17 protein-coding genes and 1 pseudogene are annotated in these 18,195 nt (G+C 69.8%); 9 read left to right on the top strand and 9 right to left on the bottom strand.

The window, feature by feature from the left end:
- Positions 1-49 precede the first annotated feature (49 nt).
- From ACFYTS_RS19390 to glsA, 3 genes are all read right to left on the bottom strand, one after another.
- Entirely contained in the window at positions 50-232 is a 183-nt protein-coding gene (locus ACFYTS_RS19390; RefSeq protein WP_387306057.1) for a hypothetical protein, read from the bottom strand.
- A gap of 16 nt (positions 233-248) precedes the next feature.
- Entirely contained in the window at positions 249-668 is a 420-nt protein-coding gene (locus tag ACFYTS_RS19385) for a DUF1707 domain-containing protein (RefSeq protein ID WP_357283125.1), read from the bottom strand.
- A 304-nt stretch (positions 669-972) separates the two neighbouring features.
- Positions 973-2,808: a glutaminase A gene (glsA, locus tag ACFYTS_RS19380; RefSeq protein WP_387306055.1), complete on the bottom strand. Its 1,836-nt coding sequence runs from the start codon at positions 2,806-2,808 to the stop codon at positions 973-975.
- Between the two features lie 145 nt (positions 2,809-2,953).
- Here glsA and dxs point away from each other — a divergent pair, with 145 nt between their 5' ends.
- Together dxs and ACFYTS_RS19370 are read left to right on the top strand one after the other, a co-directional pair.
- Positions 2,954-4,912, top strand: a complete 1,959-nt coding sequence (gene dxs / locus ACFYTS_RS19375) for a 1-deoxy-D-xylulose-5-phosphate synthase (RefSeq protein WP_387306054.1) — start codon at positions 2,954-2,956, stop codon at positions 4,910-4,912.
- Positions 4,913-5,051: 139 nt separating this feature from the next.
- The gene (locus ACFYTS_RS19370; protein ID WP_357093762.1) at positions 5,052-5,855 is read left to right on the top strand and encodes an enoyl-CoA hydratase; all 804 of its coding nucleotides are present in this window, start codon (positions 5,052-5,054) and stop codon (positions 5,853-5,855) included.
- Between the two features lie 44 nt (positions 5,856-5,899).
- On the opposite strand, the gene ACFYTS_RS19365 is transcribed toward ACFYTS_RS19370, so the two are convergent.
- The 3 genes from ACFYTS_RS19365 to ACFYTS_RS19355 form a co-directional block, all read right to left on the bottom strand.
- Complete coding sequence (locus tag ACFYTS_RS19365) at positions 5,900-6,481, bottom strand: hypothetical protein (protein ID WP_387306052.1); 582 nt, start codon at positions 6,479-6,481, stop codon at positions 5,900-5,902.
- Between the two features lie 151 nt (positions 6,482-6,632).
- Positions 6,633-7,877, bottom strand: a complete 1,245-nt coding sequence (locus tag ACFYTS_RS19360) for an HRDC domain-containing protein (protein ID WP_387306050.1) — start codon at positions 7,875-7,877, stop codon at positions 6,633-6,635.
- Positions 7,878-8,079: 202 nt separating this feature from the next.
- On the bottom strand, positions 8,080-8,706 hold the full coding sequence (locus ACFYTS_RS19355) for a DUF3000 domain-containing protein (RefSeq protein WP_357093771.1): 627 nt from the start codon (positions 8,704-8,706) through the stop codon (positions 8,080-8,082).
- A gap of 74 nt (positions 8,707-8,780) precedes the next feature.
- On the opposite strand from ACFYTS_RS19355, the gene hemE reads away from it, so the two are divergent.
- Together hemE and ACFYTS_RS19345 are read left to right on the top strand one after the other, a co-directional pair.
- Positions 8,781-9,848: a uroporphyrinogen decarboxylase gene (hemE, locus tag ACFYTS_RS19350; protein ID WP_387306048.1), complete on the top strand. Its 1,068-nt coding sequence runs from the start codon at positions 8,781-8,783 to the stop codon at positions 9,846-9,848.
- 390 nt (positions 9,849-10,238) lie between these two features.
- Entirely contained in the window at positions 10,239-11,585 is a 1,347-nt protein-coding gene (locus ACFYTS_RS19345; RefSeq protein WP_387306046.1) for a protoporphyrinogen oxidase, read from the top strand.
- 138 nt (positions 11,586-11,723) lie between these two features.
- Here ACFYTS_RS19345 and ACFYTS_RS19340 read toward each other — a convergent pair whose 3' ends face one another.
- Positions 11,724-12,671 carry a serine/threonine dehydratase gene (locus ACFYTS_RS19340; protein ID WP_387306045.1) on the bottom strand — a complete coding sequence of 316 codons (948 nt, stop codon included), beginning with the start codon at positions 12,669-12,671 and terminating at the stop codon, positions 11,724-11,726.
- A gap of 121 nt (positions 12,672-12,792) precedes the next feature.
- Here ACFYTS_RS19340 and ACFYTS_RS19335 point away from each other — a divergent pair, with 121 nt between their 5' ends.
- The 5 genes and pseudogenes from ACFYTS_RS19335 (at position 12,793) to ACFYTS_RS19315 (ending at position 16,152) form a co-directional block, all read left to right on the top strand.
- Complete coding sequence (locus ACFYTS_RS19335) at positions 12,793-13,443, top strand: TetR/AcrR family transcriptional regulator C-terminal domain-containing protein (RefSeq protein WP_357283136.1); 651 nt, start codon at positions 12,793-12,795, stop codon at positions 13,441-13,443.
- 60 nt (positions 13,444-13,503) lie between these two features.
- Entirely contained in the window at positions 13,504-14,199 is a 696-nt protein-coding gene (gene hemQ, locus ACFYTS_RS19330; protein ID WP_387306043.1) for a hydrogen peroxide-dependent heme synthase, read from the top strand.
- A 286-nt stretch (positions 14,200-14,485) separates the two neighbouring features.
- A pseudogene (locus ACFYTS_RS19325) lies at positions 14,486-14,872 on the top strand (alanine:cation symporter family protein); the annotation flags it as partial.
- Between the two features lie 46 nt (positions 14,873-14,918).
- Positions 14,919-15,137: an alanine:cation symporter family protein gene (locus ACFYTS_RS19320; RefSeq protein ID WP_387306414.1), complete on the top strand. Its 219-nt coding sequence runs from the start codon at positions 14,919-14,921 to the stop codon at positions 15,135-15,137.
- 52 nt (positions 15,138-15,189) lie between these two features.
- Positions 15,190-16,152, top strand: a complete 963-nt coding sequence (locus ACFYTS_RS19315) for an acyl-ACP desaturase (RefSeq protein ID WP_387306041.1) — start codon at positions 15,190-15,192, stop codon at positions 16,150-16,152.
- A gap of 2 nt (positions 16,153-16,154) precedes the next feature.
- Here the strand turns inward: ACFYTS_RS19315 and msrB are convergent, their stop codons facing one another.
- Both msrB and ACFYTS_RS19305 read right to left on the bottom strand, forming a co-directional pair.
- Positions 16,155-16,607, bottom strand: a complete 453-nt coding sequence (gene msrB / locus ACFYTS_RS19310) for a peptide-methionine (R)-S-oxide reductase MsrB (protein WP_357283142.1) — start codon at positions 16,605-16,607, stop codon at positions 16,155-16,157.
- Positions 16,608-16,616: 9 nt separating this feature from the next.
- Positions 16,617-17,903 (bottom strand): glycosyltransferase family 87 protein, encoded by a 1,287-nt coding sequence (locus tag ACFYTS_RS19305; RefSeq protein WP_387306039.1) that lies wholly within the window; start codon positions 17,901-17,903, stop codon positions 16,617-16,619.
- Between the last annotated feature and the right edge of the window lie 292 nt (positions 17,904-18,195).

The following is an 18,195-nucleotide window of genomic DNA, read 5'->3' as shown; positions in this document are numbered from 1 at the left end:
CCTCGTCCCCGGCTCGTCGCCTGTCGGGGCCCACCCTAGCGGCTGGGTATCAGGCGTGCTCGGCGGGCGCGTCCGGGTCGGCCGGGGGTGCGGACGGGGTCGCGGGGGACACGCGGATGACTCCCGCGTCCAGGTCGAGGCTCACGCGCGGCTGGTGCAGTTGGCCGCCGCCGTCCTCGCTGCCGTCGTCCTCGAGCTTCTTGCCGGGGAACAGTTCACCGAATACACCCACGGATCCACCATAGCCGTCAGCCGCGGTGGTAGCGCGGACCGTGATAGCCGTAGCCGCGCCGGCCCCGCGCGAACACGAAGAACAACACCGGGAACAGGAAGAACGGGAAGATGTGGGTGACGATCGCGAACACCAACGCGAGCACCACCAGCGCACCCGCCCCGACCGGCACCAGCGGCAGTGGGCGGCGCGGCGCGGGCGGCGCGGCCTGGACCCGCGGTGCCGGGGGTTGCGGCCGGGGTAGATCGCCGAACAGGACAGCCAGCTCGCCCGCGGTTTTCGCGGCGTAGGCGCGTCCTACGCGATCGTCGTATTCGGCGAGGTCGAGGCGGCCGGCCGCGAAATGCTCACCCAGCGCGGCGGCCGCCTGTTCGCGTTCCGCGGTGCCGACACGCACGGTGGGCGGTCCGTAGACCGCGGGATCGAAATCGGTCATGACATCCGCCTCGGTGGAGGGAAGGAATTTCGTTGTCCGCCAGCGTAGGCGTGTTCCCGGCGGCGCGCCTGCACGCGTTGGCGTAATCGGGCGTACGCCCGCCGACGTACCCGGCGCCCGTGTCGACGGTGGCCCGGTCGCGGGGGCCACCGAGAGTGCGGCCCCGATGATCGGCCGCGTGAGCACTCGCAATCGCACCGTCCCGCGAGCAGTGGCGGTCGCATCGTCGAGCCAGTTCCGGGTGTCGCGCACGGTCGGCGTATGAGCCCTCGCGCCGGCGGGGGTCGCCGGAGTGCGTCCGTGGTCAGACCCCGTCGTGTGCCGAGACCGCGCGCACGGCCGCGTCGGCCTGGGCGTACGCCGCGGCGGCCAGCCGTTCCAACAGCGCGAGCTTGATCTGCGGGGCCTGGTCGGTCAGCTCGTCGAAGCGGGCGGGCGGCAGCACGGCCAGCCGGACGGTGGTCTCGGCGTACACGTCGTTGGCGTAGCGCATGTCCGCCAGCATCGAGGTCTCGCCGAACGACATGCCCGGGGTGAGGGTGATCAGCCGGTGCCGGCGGTGGTCGCGGTCGGTGAAGGTGAACCGCACCCGTCCGTCGAGGATCAGGAACAGCCCGCAGCGTTCGCTGTCGCGCGGCACGATGAGTTCGCCGCGCGCGATGGTGCGGGTCTCGAATTCCTTTGCCAGCCGCTCCCGCTCGTCGGCGGGCATGTCGGCGAGCGCGGGATGCTGGTCGACGGTGAGGGCGGCGGGCTGTTGCTGCCCGGCGGGCCGATGCTTGTCGAGCACGAGTTGTTCGCACCATTCGGTGGCGGCGTCGCGGTCGATGAACACCCGCCCGTGCACGTCGGTGGGGTCCAGGCTGGAGGCGAGCTGTCCGAGTTTGGCGGCCGGATCGACCAGTCCCACAGGGCAACCGGCGGCGGCCAGCTCGGTGCGCAGGTCCTCGAGCATGCGGACGGCGATGGGGCTGACGTCGCCGACCTCCTTCAGATCCAGGACCAGGGCCTCGAGTTCACCGGCGGTGTCCTCGACGGCGCGCACGGCGGATTCGGCTCCGGCGAAGAGCAGGTCGCCGTGCAGTTCGAAGATGCGCGCGTGGTCGCCGAATTCGTGCAGCACCGCCAGTTCGTCGGGGTCGCGGCGCAGCCGGGAGGGCGCGTCGGCGACGGTGTAGGCGGTCCGGATGGCGGTGTGCGCGGCCCGGGTCACGTGCAGGAAGTGCAGTCCCAGCCGGGTCGACAATTCCCGGCACGCCTTGACCCCGCGCACGCTGCTGCCGTGCGCGTCCAATCGCGGTGAGTACACCGCGATTCCGATCTGTCCCGGCAGTACCGCCAGGATGCCGCCGCCCACACCGCTTTTGGCGGGCAGTCCGACGGTGGTCACCCAGTCCCCGGCCGCGTCGTACATGCCGCCAGTGGTCATGACCGAGAGCACCTGTTGGACGAGCGGTCCGGTCAGGGCCCGTTCCCGGGTGAGCGGGTTGACGCCGTTGTTGGCGAGGGTGGCGGCCATGACGGCCAGATCGCGGCAGGTGACGTCGATCGAGCACTGCCGGAAGTAGCGGTCGACCGCCTCGTCCGGGTCGACGTCGATGATGTCGGCCCCGCGCAGCAGGTATCCGATGGCGCGATTGCGGTATCCGGTGCGCGCCTCGGAGGCGTACACGTCCTCGTTCATGGTGAGTTCGCGTCCGGCGAATCGGCTGTAACTGCGCCGGATTCGGGCGAATCGGTTGGCGGCGTCGATCCCCTTGACGAGTCCGGCCGCCGCGATGGCCCCGGCGTTGATCATCGGATTGCGCGGCCGCTGGGTCTGCGGATCGAGGCTGATCTCGTTGAACGGCTCGCCGGTCGGCTCCACGTCGATGCGCCGAGCCACTTCGCCCGGCCCCTGATCGGCGAGGGCGAGCGCGTAGGTGAAGGGCTTGGAGATCGATTGAATGGTGAAGGCGGCGTCCAGATCTCCGCTGCCGTAGATACGCCCGTCCGCGGTTGCCAGGCAGATGCCGAACGAATCGGGTTGCACGGCGGCGAGTTCGGGAATGTAGTCGGCGAGCGTTCCCGACGTGTCGGCGCGACACAGCTCGTACACTTCCTCGATGATGCGGGCCACGCCGCCGCCGGTGGGGACCACAGGCCCAGCGTAACGGGCGTAATCTGTGTTGAGCCTCACATCTGGCACGGATGTCGCAGGTGGTGTTTCGTTCCTGGCATCGGGGGCCGGAAAGGGCTCCGTAGACTGTTGCAAACACAGGAGACATCCGGAGGGAGCAATAGCCGTGGGAGTGCTTTCCCGGGTCGACATGCCCGAGGATCTGCGCCGGCTGTCGGTACCGGAGTTGCAGGAGCTGGCCGAGGAGATTCGCGAGTTCCTGGTGCGCAAGGTCGCCGTCACCGGCGGGCACCTCGGGCCGAATCTCGGCGTCGTGGAGCTGACCATCGCGTTGCACCGGGTTTTCGACTCGCCTGCCGACCCGATCATCTTCGACACCGGGCATCAGGCCTACGTGCACAAGATCCTCACCGGCCGCAAGGACGGGTTCGACACGCTCCGCAAGGAAGGCGGGCTGTCGGGGTATCCGTGCCGCGCCGAGAGCGCCCACGACTGGGTGGAGTCCTCGCACGCGTCGGCCTCGCTGTCCTACGCGGACGGGCTGGCCAAGGCGTTCGCGCTGACCCGGCAGAAGCGGCACGTGGTCGCGGTGGTCGGTGACGGCGCGCTCACCGGCGGCATGTGCTGGGAGGCGTTGAACAATATCGCCGCCGGGCAGGACCGCTCGGTCATCGTGGTGGTCAACGACAACGGCCGTTCCTACGCGCCGACCATCGGCGGTCTGGCCGAGCGGCTCGCGGGTCTGCGCACCCAGCCCGCCTACGAGCACGCGCTCGACGCCACCAAGCGGATCGTGCAGAGCATTCCGCGCGTGGGCGATTCGGCGTACTCGATGCTGCACGCCATCAAGACCGGCATCAAGGACGCGGTCGCCCCGCAGGAGCTGTTCAGCGATCTCGGGGTGAAGTATGTGGGCCCGGTCGACGGGCACGATCAGGTCCAGCTGGAGGCGGCGCTGCGTCGCGCCAAGGACTTCGGCGGTCCGGTCATCGTGCACGCGGTGACGCAGAAGGGTCGCGGGTACAAACCGGCCGAGGATCACGAGGCCGATCAGATGCACGCCATCAACCGGATCGATCCGGAGACCGGTGTGCCGGTGGGCGGCCCGTCCGGGCCGAGCTGGACCTCGGTGTTCTCCTCGGAGCTGATCGCACAGGCCGAGCAGCGGGACGACATCGTGGCGATCACCGCCGCCATGCCCGGACCGACCGGTTTGACCCCGTTCGGAAACCGCTTCCCGGACCGCATGTTCGACGTCGGCATCGCCGAACAGCACGCCATGACCTCCGCGGCCGGCATGGCCCTGGGTGGTCTGCACCCGGTGGTGGCCATCTACTCCACCTTCCTCAACCGCGCCTTCGACCAGCTGCTCATGGATGTGGCGCTGCTCAAGCTCCCGGTGACGCTGGTGCTCGACCGCGCCGGCATCACCGGTGACGACGGCGCCTCGCACAACGGCATGTGGGACCTGTCGGTGCTGGGCATCGTGCCTGGCATCCGGGTCGCGGCGCCGCGTGACGCGGTGCGCCTGCGCGAGGAGCTGGGGGAGGCCCTGCACATCAGTGACGGGCCCACCGCGATCCGCTTCCCCAAGGGCGCTGCCGTCGAGGAGATCGAGGCGGTCGAACGGTTCGAGGGTGTCGACGTGCTGCGCCTGCCCGAGACGGGTGACGACGCGTACACGGTGCACGCCGATGTGCTGCTGGTGGCGGTCGGCGCGTTCGCCGGGCTCGCCCTGGAGGTCGCGGATCTGCTGGCGGCCGAGGGTGTTTCGGTGACGGTGGTCGACCCGCGCTGGGTGCTGCCGGTCTCGGACACGCTGGTGAAGCTGGCCGGGAACCACCGGCTCGTGGTCACCCTGGAGGATTCGGGTCTGCACGGCGGTATCGGTTCGACGGTGTCCGCGCGGCTGCGCGGCGCGGGTGTCGACGTGCCCGCCCGCGATCTCGGTGTGCCGCAGCACTTCCTGGACCATTCCGCGCGCGGCAAGATCCACCAGGATCTGGGCTTGGTGCCCGGTGAGGTGGCGCAGCGCGTGCACGGCTGGCTCGGTGCGGTCTCGGCCGGCGACCTGGCGGCCTCCGGTGATGATCTCGCCGAAGCGCTGTTGCCGGCCGTCGAGTAGCCGGGCGGACCGGCGCTGGGTGACCGGCTCGCAGCTCACGGACCCGCGATCCTCGGATCGCGGGTCCGTTTTTCTAGGCGGAGCTGGACTTCTCGCGTAGATTCTGTAACAGGTTACAGTTTTCTGGTCAGGAGTTCGGATGTCGTTTGTGCTGGTCGAGAAGCCGCGTCCCCAGATCGCGCTGGTCACGTTGAATCGGCCGGAGCGGATGAACGCCATGGCGTTCGATGTCATGGTGCCGCTGCGCGAAGCCCTCGAGGAGGTCTCCGCCGACAACGAGGTGCGCGTGGTCGTGCTCACCGGCGCCGGGCACGGCTTCTGCTCGGGCGCGGATCTGCAGCACGCGGGCAAGGTGCCGGGTGTAGAGGGCTTGACGCGCACCACCATCGGCCGCCGCTCGATGGAACTGCTCGACAATGTGATGCTCACGATCAAGCGCATGCACCAGCCGGTGATCAGCGCCATCAACGGCGCGGCCATCGGCGGCGGCTTCTGCCTGGCCATGGGGACCGATATCCGGATCGCCTCGGAGGACGCGTACTTTCGCGCCGCGGGCATCAACAACGGTCTCACCGCCGCCGAACTCGGCATCAGCTACACGCTTCCGCGCGCCATCGGCTCGACCCGCGCCTTCGAGATCATGCTGACCGGTCGCGACGTCGACGCCGCCGAAGCCGAGCGCATCGGCATCGTCTCCCGTGTCGTCCCCGGCGACAAACTCCTCGAGGCCGCCTACGACACCGCCGACCAGATCCTGCGCTGGAGCCGCAGCGGCGGCGAACTCACCAAGCGCCTGCTGTGGAGCGGCCTGGAGGCGGGCAGCTTCGAATCCCACATGCAGACCGAGGGCATGGCCCAGCTCTACGTCCGTCTCACCACCGAGAACTTCGACGAGGCCGTCCGCGCCCGCCGCGACCGCCGCCCACCCAACTTCCTGGACTGAGCGACGGCCGGATCCCTCGGCTCCCTGCCGAGCCGAGGGACGGATCACCGGCGGCTGGCGCTACCGGTCGGGAACAGCTGCGAGCTGCCCGAGCTGGGACCGATGACGATCTTGGGGAGCGCCGCGCTGCCGGAAATCGTGCCGTCCCCGTGGCAAGCGGCCTGCGCGGGCGGCGTGACGCTGGTCGAACCTGGCGGCGCGGCGACGACGGTGACGGTGGCGTCGGCGAAGTCGGAGCCCTTGGTCACGCGGATCTTGTGCGTTCCCGAGGTAGTCGGAACCCAGGTGATTTTGATGTAATTGTGGATCCCGTCGGTGTCGGTCGCCATGGTGCCCGCGACGCATGTTCCGTTGTCGAAGGCGTCTACGAATTGGTTGATCTGCGCCCCGTCCCATCCGTAGTCAGTCCCGTACGACGCGAAAATCGCGTAGGCCTGTCCTGCCACATACGATCCCGGCGTCACGCACGGTGCCGACGATGCCGGATCCGACGGGCAAGCCAGGATCTGGACCGGACCGACCTCCGCGAGGGCGGTGGGCGCGGTCAGCGCGGTGACCGCCGCGCCAACGGCCAAAGTGGTTGCGCCCCAGCCGATATGTCGCAGCGTCCGGTTCTTGTTCGCCATTCGTGAGCTCCTTCTGCATCCCCTGGGTGTGGGGTCGGCAGAATCTATCCCGCGCGCCCTGGGCGATGAGAAGGAAGCAGAAAACCGATGTGCCCCAACTTCTTTGGGCCACAGGGCCGGGGGCGGGGAGGTGGCTCGGCCGCGGCCGGCGCTACGCCTTCGGGTAGAGGGCTTCGCTGAGGCGCGGCACGGTCAGGGCGCGCTGCCAGGGGCGGGCGCCGCCGGCGGACAGGAAGTCCTCGATGAGGGTCGGGGCCTCGCCGTTGGTGACGGATTTGGGGAGGCCGTCCCAGCACATGCGGCGGAGCAGGTCGGGGGTGAGGAGGTTCTCGACGGGGACCGCGACCTCGGTGGAGAGTTCGGTCATGGCGGCGCGGGCGTGTTGCAGGCGGGCGGCGGCGGCCGGGTCGCGGCGTTCCCAGCGGTTGACCGGGGGCGGCCCGTCGAAGGGCTGGGTGAGCGGGGGGAGCTCGGTGTCGGGGAGGGCGCGGGCGCGTTCGACGGCGCCGAGCCATTCGCGGGAGTAGCGGCGCTGGCGGGGGCCGCCGAAGATCGGCAGGGCGCGCAGGGCGGCGATGGTCTTGGGCTCGCTGGTGGCGGCGGAGACGATGGCCGAGTCGGGGAGGATGCGGGCCGGGGCCACGTCACGCAGGCGGGCCAGGCGGTCGCGGGTCGTCCATAGTTCGCGGACGATGGCGAGCTGGCGGGTGCGGCGCAGGGTGTGGATGCCGGAGGTGCGCCGCCAGCGGTCGGCCTTGGGGCCGGCGGGCTCGGCGGTGCGGACATGCTCGAATTCCTGTGCGGCCCACTCGGATTTGCCCTGGTCGGACAGGTCGGCGGCGACGGCGGCGCGCAGTTCGAGCAGTAACTCGACGTCGAGGGCGGCGTAGTTCAGCCAGTCGTCGGGCAGCGGGCGGGTGGACCAGTCGGCCGCGCCGTGGCCCTTCTTCAGTTCGCGGCCCAGCAGCTTCTCCACCATGGCGGCCAGCCCGACCCGCTCGTATCCGGCCAGGCGTCCGCCCAGTTCGGTGTCGAACAGTTCGGCCGGGTACAGCCCCAGCTCGGCGAGCCCGGGCAGGTCCTGGTCGGCGGAGTGCAGCACCCATTCCAGGCCGTTGATGGCGTCCGCGAGCGGGGCCAGGTCGCCGTCGACCGGGATGGGGTCGATGAGGAAGCTGCCGGCGCCCTCGCGGCGCAGCTGGATCAGGTAGGCGCGATTGGAGTAGCGGAAGCCGGAGGCGCGCTCGGCGTCGACCGCGAGCGGGCCGGTGCCGGCGGCGAGGCGGCGGGCGGCCGCGGCCACTTCGGCGGCAGAGTCCAGTACCGGCGGTACACCGTCCACTGGCGCGAGCAACGGTACCGCGGCAGTGGCTTCGGGTTCATCTGGTACGGACATGGTCTTGAACTCTACGGGTTGGGCAAGGGCGAGCCGCGTCACGTCGGTGAAACGACCGGCCGTGACACTGCGTCGGGCCATGGGGAATCGTACTCACCGGCTGTCGATTTCGTTGCAGTACAGATGTTCTCGCAGGCGAGAGGGGGTTTCCCGCCCCGACGGGCGGGAATTCGGCGATCGGTGGGCGCGACCGGGGCCGCAATTACTCGGTGCCCTCGCCCCGGCGCACGTCCAGCCGGGTGACCCCGGCGGGCGGCAGCCCGGCCGCGTAGGCCAGCACCTCGCAGAACGCCTCCACGTGCGGGCGCAGGTTGGTGTCGGTGACGGTCCAGGAGGCCCGTACCTCGAGCTGGTGGGCGCGCGGCGGCCCGGCGATGTCGCCGTAGCGGACCGAGCTGGTGGCGGTCACCGTGCCGCCCAGGGCGGTGAACGGGGTGCGCGAGTCGAGCGCGTCGACCAGCCAGCTCCACGCCACCTCGGGCAGCAGGGGGTCGGCGGCGAGGGCGGAGTCGATATCGGCCTGGCAGTACGCGACCAAGCGGAACACGCCGTGCCAGGCGTCCTGCCCGGCCGGGTCGTGCAGCAGGATCAGGCGGCCGAACGCGTCGCCGTCGGAGTCGACGGGCACCACATTGCTGTCGGGTCGCGTGACTTCCGCGCCGAGGGCGTAGGAGTACGGCGCCAGGCGCTGGGGCGGGCGGATCGGTGCGAGTTCGATGCGGGGATGCACTGATGCGGTTCCCATGGCCTCGACCGCGGCGCGGAACCGGGCTGGTTCTTCGGGCTCCGGGGTCGGGGCAGCGCCATCGCGGAAGTCGAGCGGTGTCACGAAACGCAACCGTAGACCTCTCGGGCACCCAGCAGTGCGAGGCGCGCCGCCGCGCCCCTTTACGATGGGCGGCGATGACTACTCACGCCCGCCGCCAGCTGACCGATGCCCCGTTCCTCGCCGCCGCCACCGGTGGCGTGCCGCATCGGCGTCCGGTGTGGTTCATGCGACAGGCCGGTCGGTCCCTCCCCGAGTACCGGGAGGTGCGTGCCGGAATCGGCATGCTGGAATCGTGTTTCGACCCGGAACTGGTGTGTGAGATCACCATGCAGCCGATCCGCCGCCATCAGGTCGACGCGGCAATCCTGTTCTCCGACATCGTGGTTCCGCTCAAGGCCGCGGGCATCGACCTCGACATCGTGGCCGGTGTCGGCCCCGTCGTGGCCGACCCGGTGCGCACCGTCGCCGACGTGCGCGCCCTGCCGCGGCTGCGGCCCGAGGACGTGGGCGCGGTCACCGCGGGCGTGAAGCTGCTGCTCGACGCCCTGGGCGAGACCCCGCTCATCGGATTCGCCGGTGCCCCGTTCACTTTGGCGTCGTACCTCGTCGAGGGCGGGCCCAGCAAGAACCACGAGCGCACCAAGGCGATGATGCTCGCCGATCCCGACACCTGGCACCAGCTGCTGGGCGTGCTCACCGACATCACCATCGAATTCCTGCGCGCGCAGATCGCCGCGGGCGTGGACGCGGTGCAGCTGTTCGACTCGTGGGCGGGCGCGCTGTCGCTGGCCCAGTACCGCGAATACGTTATGCCGCACTCGGAACGGGTCTTCACCGAGATCGCCGACGCCGGCGTGCCGCGCATCCACTTCGGTGTCGGCACCGGAGAACTGCTGGGCGCCATGGGCGAAGCGGGCGCCGATGTGGTCGGCGTCGACTGGCGGATCCCGCTGAACGAGGCCGCCCGCCGTGTCGGCCCCGGAAAAGCGTTGCAGGGCAACCTGGATCCGGCCGTCCTCTTCTCCGGACCGGCGGCCATCGACGCCGAGGTCCGCCGCATCGCCCGCGAGGCCGACGAGGCGATCACTCTCGGTGCGAAGGGTCACATCTTCAACCTGGGCCACGGCGTCCTCCCCAACACCGACCCGTCGGTCATCACCGACACCGTCGCCCTGATCCACAGCCTCCCCACCCCGCTCTGACGCCGGCGGCGCGGGCCTGAGCGCTGCTCTCGGGCGGCGCGGGCGCGGCACCCACGAGCGTGTGGGCGAGCCGGTCCGGCCGCTGTCGCCATACGCCGTCGTCGTGTCGAAGATCCGTCCGGCGAGATCGCTCGGGCGTGCTCGTACGGTCACAGCGGGCCGGTCGGATGGATGATCCGTCGGACGCTCCCGCGCGATGACGAGGGCCGGTCCCGGTTGGCGCGTACGGATCCGCCAGGGCGCGGGAACAGGCTCGCGGACGTGGCACCGACGCGGGGCGGGCCGGGCGGCGGGAGTAGGTTTGGCGTCGGAGCGGCTCGACGTCGAGGTCCGGGTCGCGCGCTGCGAGCCGTGTGTTCGCGGCGGTGACGAGCGGACGAGGAGTGGTCGATGCGGGTCGCGGTGGTCGGTGGCGGGATCAGCGGGCTGGTGGCCGCGTACCGGCTGCGGCAGGCCCTGGGGGAGTCGGCGGAACTGGTGCTCGTCGAGGAGCGCGACCGCGTCGGGGGGATTCTGCGGACCGTCGACATCGACGGGGACCCGGTGGATCTGGGGGCCGAGGCGTTCGTGGGACGACGGCCCGAGATCCCCGAATTGATGCGGGAATTGGGGATCGAGGATCAGCTCGTGTTCCCGGCCGGGAAGCGGCCCCTGGTGTGGTCGGAGGGGACCGGGCATCGCCTGCCCGAACGCACCCTGATGGGCATCCCCGCCACACCGGAATCGCTTGCGGGGCTGGTGGATGCGGACACCCTGGCCCAGGTCGAGGCGGAGCCCTCGCGGCCGCTGCGCTGGAAGCCGGGCGCGGATGTCTCGGTGGGGGACCTGGTCGGTGACCGTTTCGGCGAGCAGGTGGTGCGTCGCAGCGTCGACCCGCTGCTCGGCGGAGTCTATGCGGGCCTGGCGAATTCGATCGGCGTGCGCGCCGCCCTGCCCACCCTGGCCGCGGCCCTGGATCGGGGCGCGACCAGCCTGACCCAGGCCGTCTCCGCGGCCCTCCCGCCCCCGAGCACCGCCCCGGTGTTCGGCGGCATCCGTGACGGCTACCGCGTCCTGCTCGACGCCCTGCGCGCCGCCGCCGACGTGAAGTCCGAAACCGGCACCGCCGCAACCTGTCTCACCCGCACCGCGACCGGCTGGCAGCTGGACCCGATCGGCGAGGTGGACGCGGTCGTGCTCGCGACCCCCGCCCCCGTGACCGCGCGCCTCCTGCGCGAGGTGGCCCCCGACGCCGCCGACCTGGCCGCCGGTATCGAACTCGCCTCCTCGGCCGTGGTCGCCCTGGCCCTCCCCGCCGACACGGCTCTGCCGGACAACTCCGGCATTCTCGTCGCCACCGGTGAACCCTTGCGCGCCAAGGCCTTCACCCTCTCCAGTCGCAAATGGCCCCACCTCGCCACCCGGGAGGTGGCCCTGGTCCGCGCCTCCTTCGGCCGCTTCGGCGACGACTCCACCCAGTCCTGGTCCGACGCCGCCCTCACCACCGCCGCCGTCGAGGACCTCGCCACCGTCACCGGCGCCGACATCCGCCCCCTGCACGCGGTCGTCCAACGCTGGCCCGGCGGCCTCCCGCAGTACGCCCCCGGCCACGTCACCCGCATCCTCGACCTGCGTTCCACCACAACGGATCTCCCCGGCCTGGCCCTCGCGGGCGCCTACCTCGACGGCGTCGGTGTCCCGGCCTGCGCCGCCAGCGGCAGCAAGGCCGCCGCCCGCATCGCCGCCCACCTGGCCTGAGGCGCTCGCCCCGATCCTCGGCGGCTGAATCCCCGCTCGGCCGTACCGGCGCGCCGCTGAGGATGGCCTGCGCCACTGGATATCCGCCGAGTGCGCCCGGTGGTGCGCGCCGGCGGTGTCAGCGCCGGTCGAATGTCATCATGCGACGAGGTCGGCCGGGTCGGTGTTCGCGCCGCACACGACGACCGCCACCTTCTCGCCGGGCGAGGGGACGTAGGCGCCGGAGTGCAGCGCGGCCAGGGCGGTCGCGGCGCCGTGTTCGACGGCGAGTCGCCGAGTGTCCCACAGGGTTTGGCGGGCGGAGGCGATCTGCTCGTCGGTGACCAGGACCGACCGGACGTCGCCTGCGGCGGCGGCGGACAGGGCGATCGGGGTGACGCGGCGCGCGCCCAGGGAGTCGGCGGCGACGGAGTCGATGTCGACGTCGACGGGTGCCCCGGCGGCGAGGGCGGCGTTGAAGGCGCGGCAGTTCTCGGGTTCGACGGCGACCACCCGCACGCCGTGATGGTTGGCGGACACCGTGATTCCGGCGAGCAGCCCGCCTCCACCGACCGCGACCAGCACGGTGTCGAGGTCCGGGAGCTGGGCGATGATCTCCTCCAGGAGCGTCCCCGCGCCCGCCGCGATGTACGGGTCGTCGTAGGCGTGGGAGCGCAGCGCCCCGCTGACCGCCGCGAACCGCTCGCATTCGGCGGCCGCCTCGGCGTATCCGCCGTTGCCGCACAGCACCTGCGCGCCGTGCGTCCGGAGTCGAGCCAGTTTGACGGCGGGGGTGGCGTCGGGCAGGAACACCGTGGCGCTGGAGTCCACCAGTCGCGCCGCCCACGCTCCCGCCACGCCCGCGTTCCCGCCGGAGGCCAGGGTGATGCCGACCCTCGGCAGCAGACCCTGCGCCCGGTGCGCCAGCACGAAATTCGCGGCTCCCCGCGCCTTGAAACTGCCCGTGTACTGCATGTGTTCGAGCGCCAGCCAGACGTCCCCGGCCCCCGGCACCGTCTCGGTGTCCGCCCGGGCCAGCACGACGGGCCGGGTGTGTCCGGCGATCCGTTCGGCCGCGGCTGTCACGTCGGCATGGGTCAACTGCACGTGCGCTCTTTTCGCTCGATCTGGTCGGATTTGCGGTCGGGCACGTCGTTCCGCGCGCACGGCCTGCGGGAAACCCCGGGCCGATCGACCCCCTTGTTACACTGTAACTTACGATGGATATATGCCCAGGAACTCCCAGTCGCTGGCCGAGGCGACTCCCGAGGCGATCGCCCGCGCGGGGCTGGAGATCATCGAATCCCGAGGCGCGAGCGAGCTGAGTTTCCGCACCATCGCCGCGCATCTGCGGGTCTCGCACACTACCGTGGTGCGCCGCGGCGGCGGCGATTTCAGCGGCCTGGTCGAACTCGTGGCGGACGTCCTGGCCCTGGACCTACCCGAGGTTGCGCCCGGCTCCGGCGACTGGTCGGAGTCCACCGAGCGCCGTTTCTCGGCCTGGTACGACCTGCTCACCGCCTATCCGGGCCTGATCATGCTGCGCGGCCCGCGCCCGTGGGTGGGCAGGCGCATCCTGGCCCGGCTCACCGAACCGCAACTGGCCGACAACATCTCGCTCGGCCTGACCCCGGAGCAGTCGTTCTTCGCCTACCGCGAGTGCTACCTGTACACGCTGGGCTGCGCGAGCCTGGTCGAGTTCCGCGACCGCAAACCCACCCAGCTCGCCACCCGGGGCCGTCTGGCCGCCCTGGATCCCGATGAATTCCCGATCATGACAACCCATCTGGACACCGTCACCGAATTGCTCACCAGCGACGCCGTCTTCCATGACGGCCTGCGCCGCATGATCGCCTCCTGGGCGGCTACCGCCCGCTGAATCCGCTGTCCGTCCTGCCCGATTCCGGGCCGTCGGGGGTGCAGTGGCACGATGGGGGCCATGGCGCGACTCGACTTCAAGGCCCTCAACGACACCATCCGCTACCTCATGTTCTCGGTGTTCCAGGTGGAGCCCGGCGAGCTCGGTGAGAACCGGGCGGCGGCGATCAAGGAGGCCATGGCCTTCTTCGAGTCGCTCGAGGAGCGCGGTGTCGTGGTGCGCGGCATCTACGATGTCGCCGGTCTGCGCGCCGACGCCGACTTCATGATCTGGTGGCACGCGGAGAAGATCGAGGATCTGCAGGCCGCGTACTCCGATTTCCGTCGGGTCACCGAGCTGGGCCAGATCTCGAACCCGGTGTGGAGCCAGGCCGCCCTGCACCGCCCGGCCGAGTTCAACAAGTCCCACATCCCCGCATTCCTGGCGGGCGAGGAGGCGGGCAACTACATCTGCGTGTACCCGTTCGTGCGCTCCTACGACTGGTACCTGCTGCCCGACGAGGAGCGTCGCAAGATGCTCGCCGACCACGGCAAGGCCGCCCGTGACTACCCGGACGTGCGCGCCAATACGGTCGCGTCCTTCGCCCTGGGTGACTACGAGTGGATTCTCGCGTTCGAGGCCCCGGAGCTGCACCGCATCGTGGACCTGATGCGCGATCTGCGCGCCACCGAGGCGCGCCGGCATGTGCGCGAGGAGATTCCGTTCTTCACCGGTCCGCGCGTGGAGCTCGAGCAGCTGATCAACGCGCTGCCCTGACGTGTTCGGCGGGTTGCCGCGGCGGTTGTTGCCGCACGGTAACCCGCTGCCTGCCCGCAGAATTCGGGGCATGCGCGACATCGGGCCCGCCCCATAGAGTTTCTGCGACCCGATCCGCCTGTGCCGCCCGAGGGGTGTGGCCCGCGCGGCGTCGGTTCGACGCGGTAGCGCTTGTTTGCGGGCGCGGGACACCCCTCGCCCTCGAACACGTGCTCCCCGCGGCACATCGCGACTGGCCGGGCTCGAGAAGCCACATCCGGCAGTTGCCGGTCGATAGCCTCAATGGGTGGACACCCTCGACTCCGCGATCGTCGACAGCAATGACGCCTTCAAGGTGCGCGATCGGGTCCCCGGCACCTTCCGCGGCGGCCCCGCGTACCTGGTGCGGTCGCTGGGCGTCTTCTTCGGCACGCTGCTGATCTGCTCGATCACCGCGTTCATCATCCTCACCACGAATCCGGAGTTGTCGGAGCGCCGCGGCGCCGACCTCACCCAGAGCGCGCTCGAGGACACCCGCGGCGCGTGGTCGGGTCACGCGTTGACGGTGATCGTGGCGATGCTCGCGTTCGGTTCCCTGATCGGCAATTACTATTACGGGGAGGCCGATGTCGAATTCCTGACCACCAGCCGGCCGGTGCTGCCCGGTTATCGAATGCTGGTGCTGCTGGCCGTATTCGGCGGTGCGCTGGGGTCACTGACCCTGGTGTGGAATCTCGCCGATGTTGTTCATGGGGGTGATGGCGCTGGTCAATCTTGCCGCGATCATTCCGCTGTCCGCCATCGCGTTCCGGCTCCTGGACGACTATCAGCGGCGGCGGCGGGCCGGGAAAGATCCGGTATATGTGCACAACTCGGATATAGCGGACCCGTCGGGTGTCGAATGCTGGCAGGACTCGCCGATGCGGCAGTCGGTATTGGCGCCCGACAGACTACTGTGAGCGCGTTCGATTGGTCTGCAAGTTTGTCTCTACCGACATCGGAGGGCTTTGCATGGCGAAAGAATTGACGCAACTCGAGCTGCTGACCGAATTGGAACCGGTCGTCGGCCAGAATATCGATCGGCACCTTGCCATCGCCAAGGAGTGGAATCCGCACGATTACATTCCGTGGGACGAGGGCTACAACTTCGCCGCGATGGGCGGAACCGATTGGGAGCCCGGGCAATCCAGGCTCTCGGAGGTCGCGAAGGTCGCGATGATCACCAATCTGCTCACCGAGGACAATCTTCCGTCCTACCACCGCACCATCGCCGAGAACTTCTCGATGGACGGCGCGTGGGGTACCTGGGTGGGCCGCTGGACGGCCGAGGAGAACCGCCACGGCATCGCCATGCGCGACTACCTGGTCGTCACCCGTGCGGTCGATCCGGTCGCGCTCGAGCACGACCGGATGGTGCACATGACCCGCGGCGTGCACGCGCCCCAGGGCTTCGGCGGGGTGATGGACCAGGTCGCCTATGTCACCTTCCAGGAGCTCGCCACCCGTGTCAGCCACCGCAGCACCGGCCGCGTGTGCGAGGACCCGGTCTGTGACCGCCTGCTCGCCCGCATCGCCGCGGACGAGAACCTGCACATGATCTTCTACCGCAATGTCGCGGGGGCCGCGATCGACCTCGCCCCGGATCAGGCCATCGAATGCATCAACTCGGTGGTGATGAACTTCGCGATGCCGGGCCACGGCATGCCGAACTGGCGTCGCAACGGCGTACTCATGGTCAAGCACGGCATCTACGACTTACGGCAGCACCTCGACGAGGTCCTGTGGCCCGTGCTGAAGATCTGGAAGATCTTCGAGCGCGACGACTTCACCGCACGCGGCGAGAAGGCCCGGCAGGAACTGGGCCTGTACATGGAGAACCTCGAGAAGGACGTCATCCGTTTCGAGGAACAGCGGGCCCGCATCCTGGCGCGGGAAGCGGCCAAGGCCGAGAGCGGTCTCGCCGCCAGCCGGTGAGCTCAGCTGGTGGAGCCCTCCGCGGGCTGCAGTCGCAGTGAGAGGGAGTTGATGCAGTAGCGCTTGTCCGTGGGCGTGGGGTAACCCTCGCCCTCGAACACGTGCCCCAGGTGACTGTGGCAGTTGGCGCACAGCACCTCGACGCGCCGCATGCCAAGGGAGTCGTCCTCCACCAGCACCACCGCGTCCGACTCGGCCGGGTCGAAGAACGACGGCCAGCCGCAGTGCGAATGGAATTTCTCGGTGCTGCGGAACAATTCGGCCCCGCAGGCCCGGCAGGAGTAGACGCCCTCGGTCTCGGTGTCGGTGTATTCGCCCGTGAACGCCCGCTCGGTGCCCGCTTCGCGCAGGACGCGGTATTCGTCGGGGGTCAGTTTGGTGCGCCATTCCTGCGGGGTGAGCTGGATGCGCGGGACCGGCAGGGCGGTCGGGGTGGGTTCGGCGTCGGAACTCATGGCTCCACGCTAGTACGCCGCGCCCGCCTTGGTCCGGGGCGCGACGACCGGTTCCGGTTCGGTGGCGACCCACTCGGGGTGCATCCAGGCCGGGTCCAGGGACTTGCCGACCCGCAGCCGGCCCTCGCGCTTGGCGGCCAGGTAGCGATCACCGAGGACGCAGAACGCGACGATGAGCAGCAGGCCCCAGCCGAAGGTGGTGCGCAGGTACTCGACCACGCGGCCGGGGTGCTGCCAGCGGTCGGAGAGCCACTTGTCGTAGGACATGAACCCGAACACCGCGACCCACGCGGGCCAGTTGCGCATCACCGAGTTGGGGAGCACCACGGTCATCAGCAGCGGGAACAGGTACATCGAGTAGTACATCTGGCCCAGCGAGCCGAGCAGCAGGGTCGCGGTGATCATGATGCCCGCGGAGGTGCACACGAAGAACACCTCGTCCTCGCGGTAGTAGCGGTACAGCAGCCACAGGGTGAGCGCCACGATGGCGGCCATGGCGATACGGATGACCCAGACCAGCCAGTCGGCGACGCCGTAGTAGGCGCCGTTGCCGACGATCGCGCTGTTGAAGTAGTCGCGCGACTCGGTCAGGTAGGGCAGCGTGTGCGACCAGAACTGGTCGAAGTCGACGATCAGCGGCCACGCGATCAGGGTGAGCGCCACCGGGATTCCGAGCGCGGTGATGAACACCTTCCACTGCCCGCGGGCCAGCGCGATCAGCAGCAGCGGCGCCAGCAGCGGCCCCTTGACCGCGATCGCCAGGCCGAGCGCCACGCCCGCCCACAGGTCTTGGCGCTTCAGGATCAGGTGGATGAACACCATCATCGACAGGAACAGGCAGCCGTTGACGTTGGTGAACACCAGCGTGTTCGTGACCGTCTCGGAGGCGAACATGCCCAGCAGCAGCACGGGCGCGGCCACCGACTTCAGCGAGTAGTCGAACAGCTTGAGCAGCAGGTACCAGGCCAGCAGGATCGCGATCGCGTTGACCAGGATGAATCCCCACCGCGACTTCTCCGGGTCCAGGATGGCCAGCGGCGAGATCAGCAGCGTCCCGCTCGGCGGGTACAGGTAGTGGGGGTCGGTGGTGTCGTAGTTCTCACCGTAGATGGCGTGGTGGTTGAGGAACGCCAGCGAGGCGTTGTACACCGGACGGAAGTCGTCGGTGATGAACCCGTTGACAGCCTTGATGAACACCCGGTTCAGCACCGTGAGTATCGCGAACGGCCACAGGGCGAAGTTCAGTACTTCGGATGTGGTGCGAGCGGTGCGGGGCTCGAGCTGGCGAAGGAACACTCGGGCACGGTACACCGAATCCCCGCGTCACACATGCGCCGACTCCCCCGCCTCCCCGAATATTCAGCGGGTGGCTCGGGTCCCGTCGCCGGTTTCGCATCCGTGCCGGAGGCTGGGAGCCGAACCGATTCTGGGCGTACCCGGGGAGTTACCCCGACCGTTGCGAGATCGGTGGTCGCGTTGGCCTACGGAGGGACAGCTCGACGCAGCCATCGTCGCGAAGGTCGGCCTTGCCGGACCAGGGTGTCGGCCGCCGCTGAGGGACAGCCGACAGGTCGTCGCCGGCGCGGTC

The sequence above is a fragment of the Nocardia sp. NPDC004151 genome (assembly GCF_042874235.1).
Taxonomy (GTDB): Bacteria; Actinomycetota; Actinomycetes; order Mycobacteriales; family Mycobacteriaceae; genus Nocardia.
This window is presented reverse-complemented; position numbering and strand designations above follow the sequence as displayed.

Coding starts and splice junctions, on each gene's coding strand:
- ACFYTS_RS19370 (WP_357093762.1), top strand. CDS start 5,052: ATGTCGTTTGTGCTGGTCGAGAAGCCGCGTCCCCAGATCGCGCTGGTC.
- ACFYTS_RS19360 (WP_387306050.1), bottom strand. CDS start 7,877: ATGTCCGTACCAGATGAACCCGAAGCCACTGCCGCGGTACCGTTGCTC.
- msrB (WP_357283142.1), bottom strand. CDS start 16,607: ATGAGTTCCGACGCCGAACCCACCCCGACCGCCCTGCCGGTCCCGCGC.
- ACFYTS_RS19320 (WP_387306414.1), top strand. CDS start 14,919: ATGTTGTTCATGGGGGTGATGGCGCTGGTCAATCTTGCCGCGATCATT.
- hemE (WP_387306048.1), top strand. CDS start 8,781: ATGACTACTCACGCCCGCCGCCAGCTGACCGATGCCCCGTTCCTCGCC.
- ACFYTS_RS19365 (WP_387306052.1), bottom strand. CDS start 6,481: ATGGCGAACAAGAACCGGACGCTGCGACATATCGGCTGGGGCGCAACC.
- ACFYTS_RS19335 (WP_357283136.1), top strand. CDS start 12,793: ATGCCCAGGAACTCCCAGTCGCTGGCCGAGGCGACTCCCGAGGCGATC.
- ACFYTS_RS19315 (WP_387306041.1), top strand. CDS start 15,190: ATGGCGAAAGAATTGACGCAACTCGAGCTGCTGACCGAATTGGAACCG.
- ACFYTS_RS19385 (WP_357283125.1), bottom strand. CDS start 668: ATGACCGATTTCGATCCCGCGGTCTACGGACCGCCCACCGTGCGTGTC.
- hemQ (WP_387306043.1), top strand. CDS start 13,504: ATGGCGCGACTCGACTTCAAGGCCCTCAACGACACCATCCGCTACCTC.
- ACFYTS_RS19345 (WP_387306046.1), top strand. CDS start 10,239: ATGCGGGTCGCGGTGGTCGGTGGCGGGATCAGCGGGCTGGTGGCCGCG.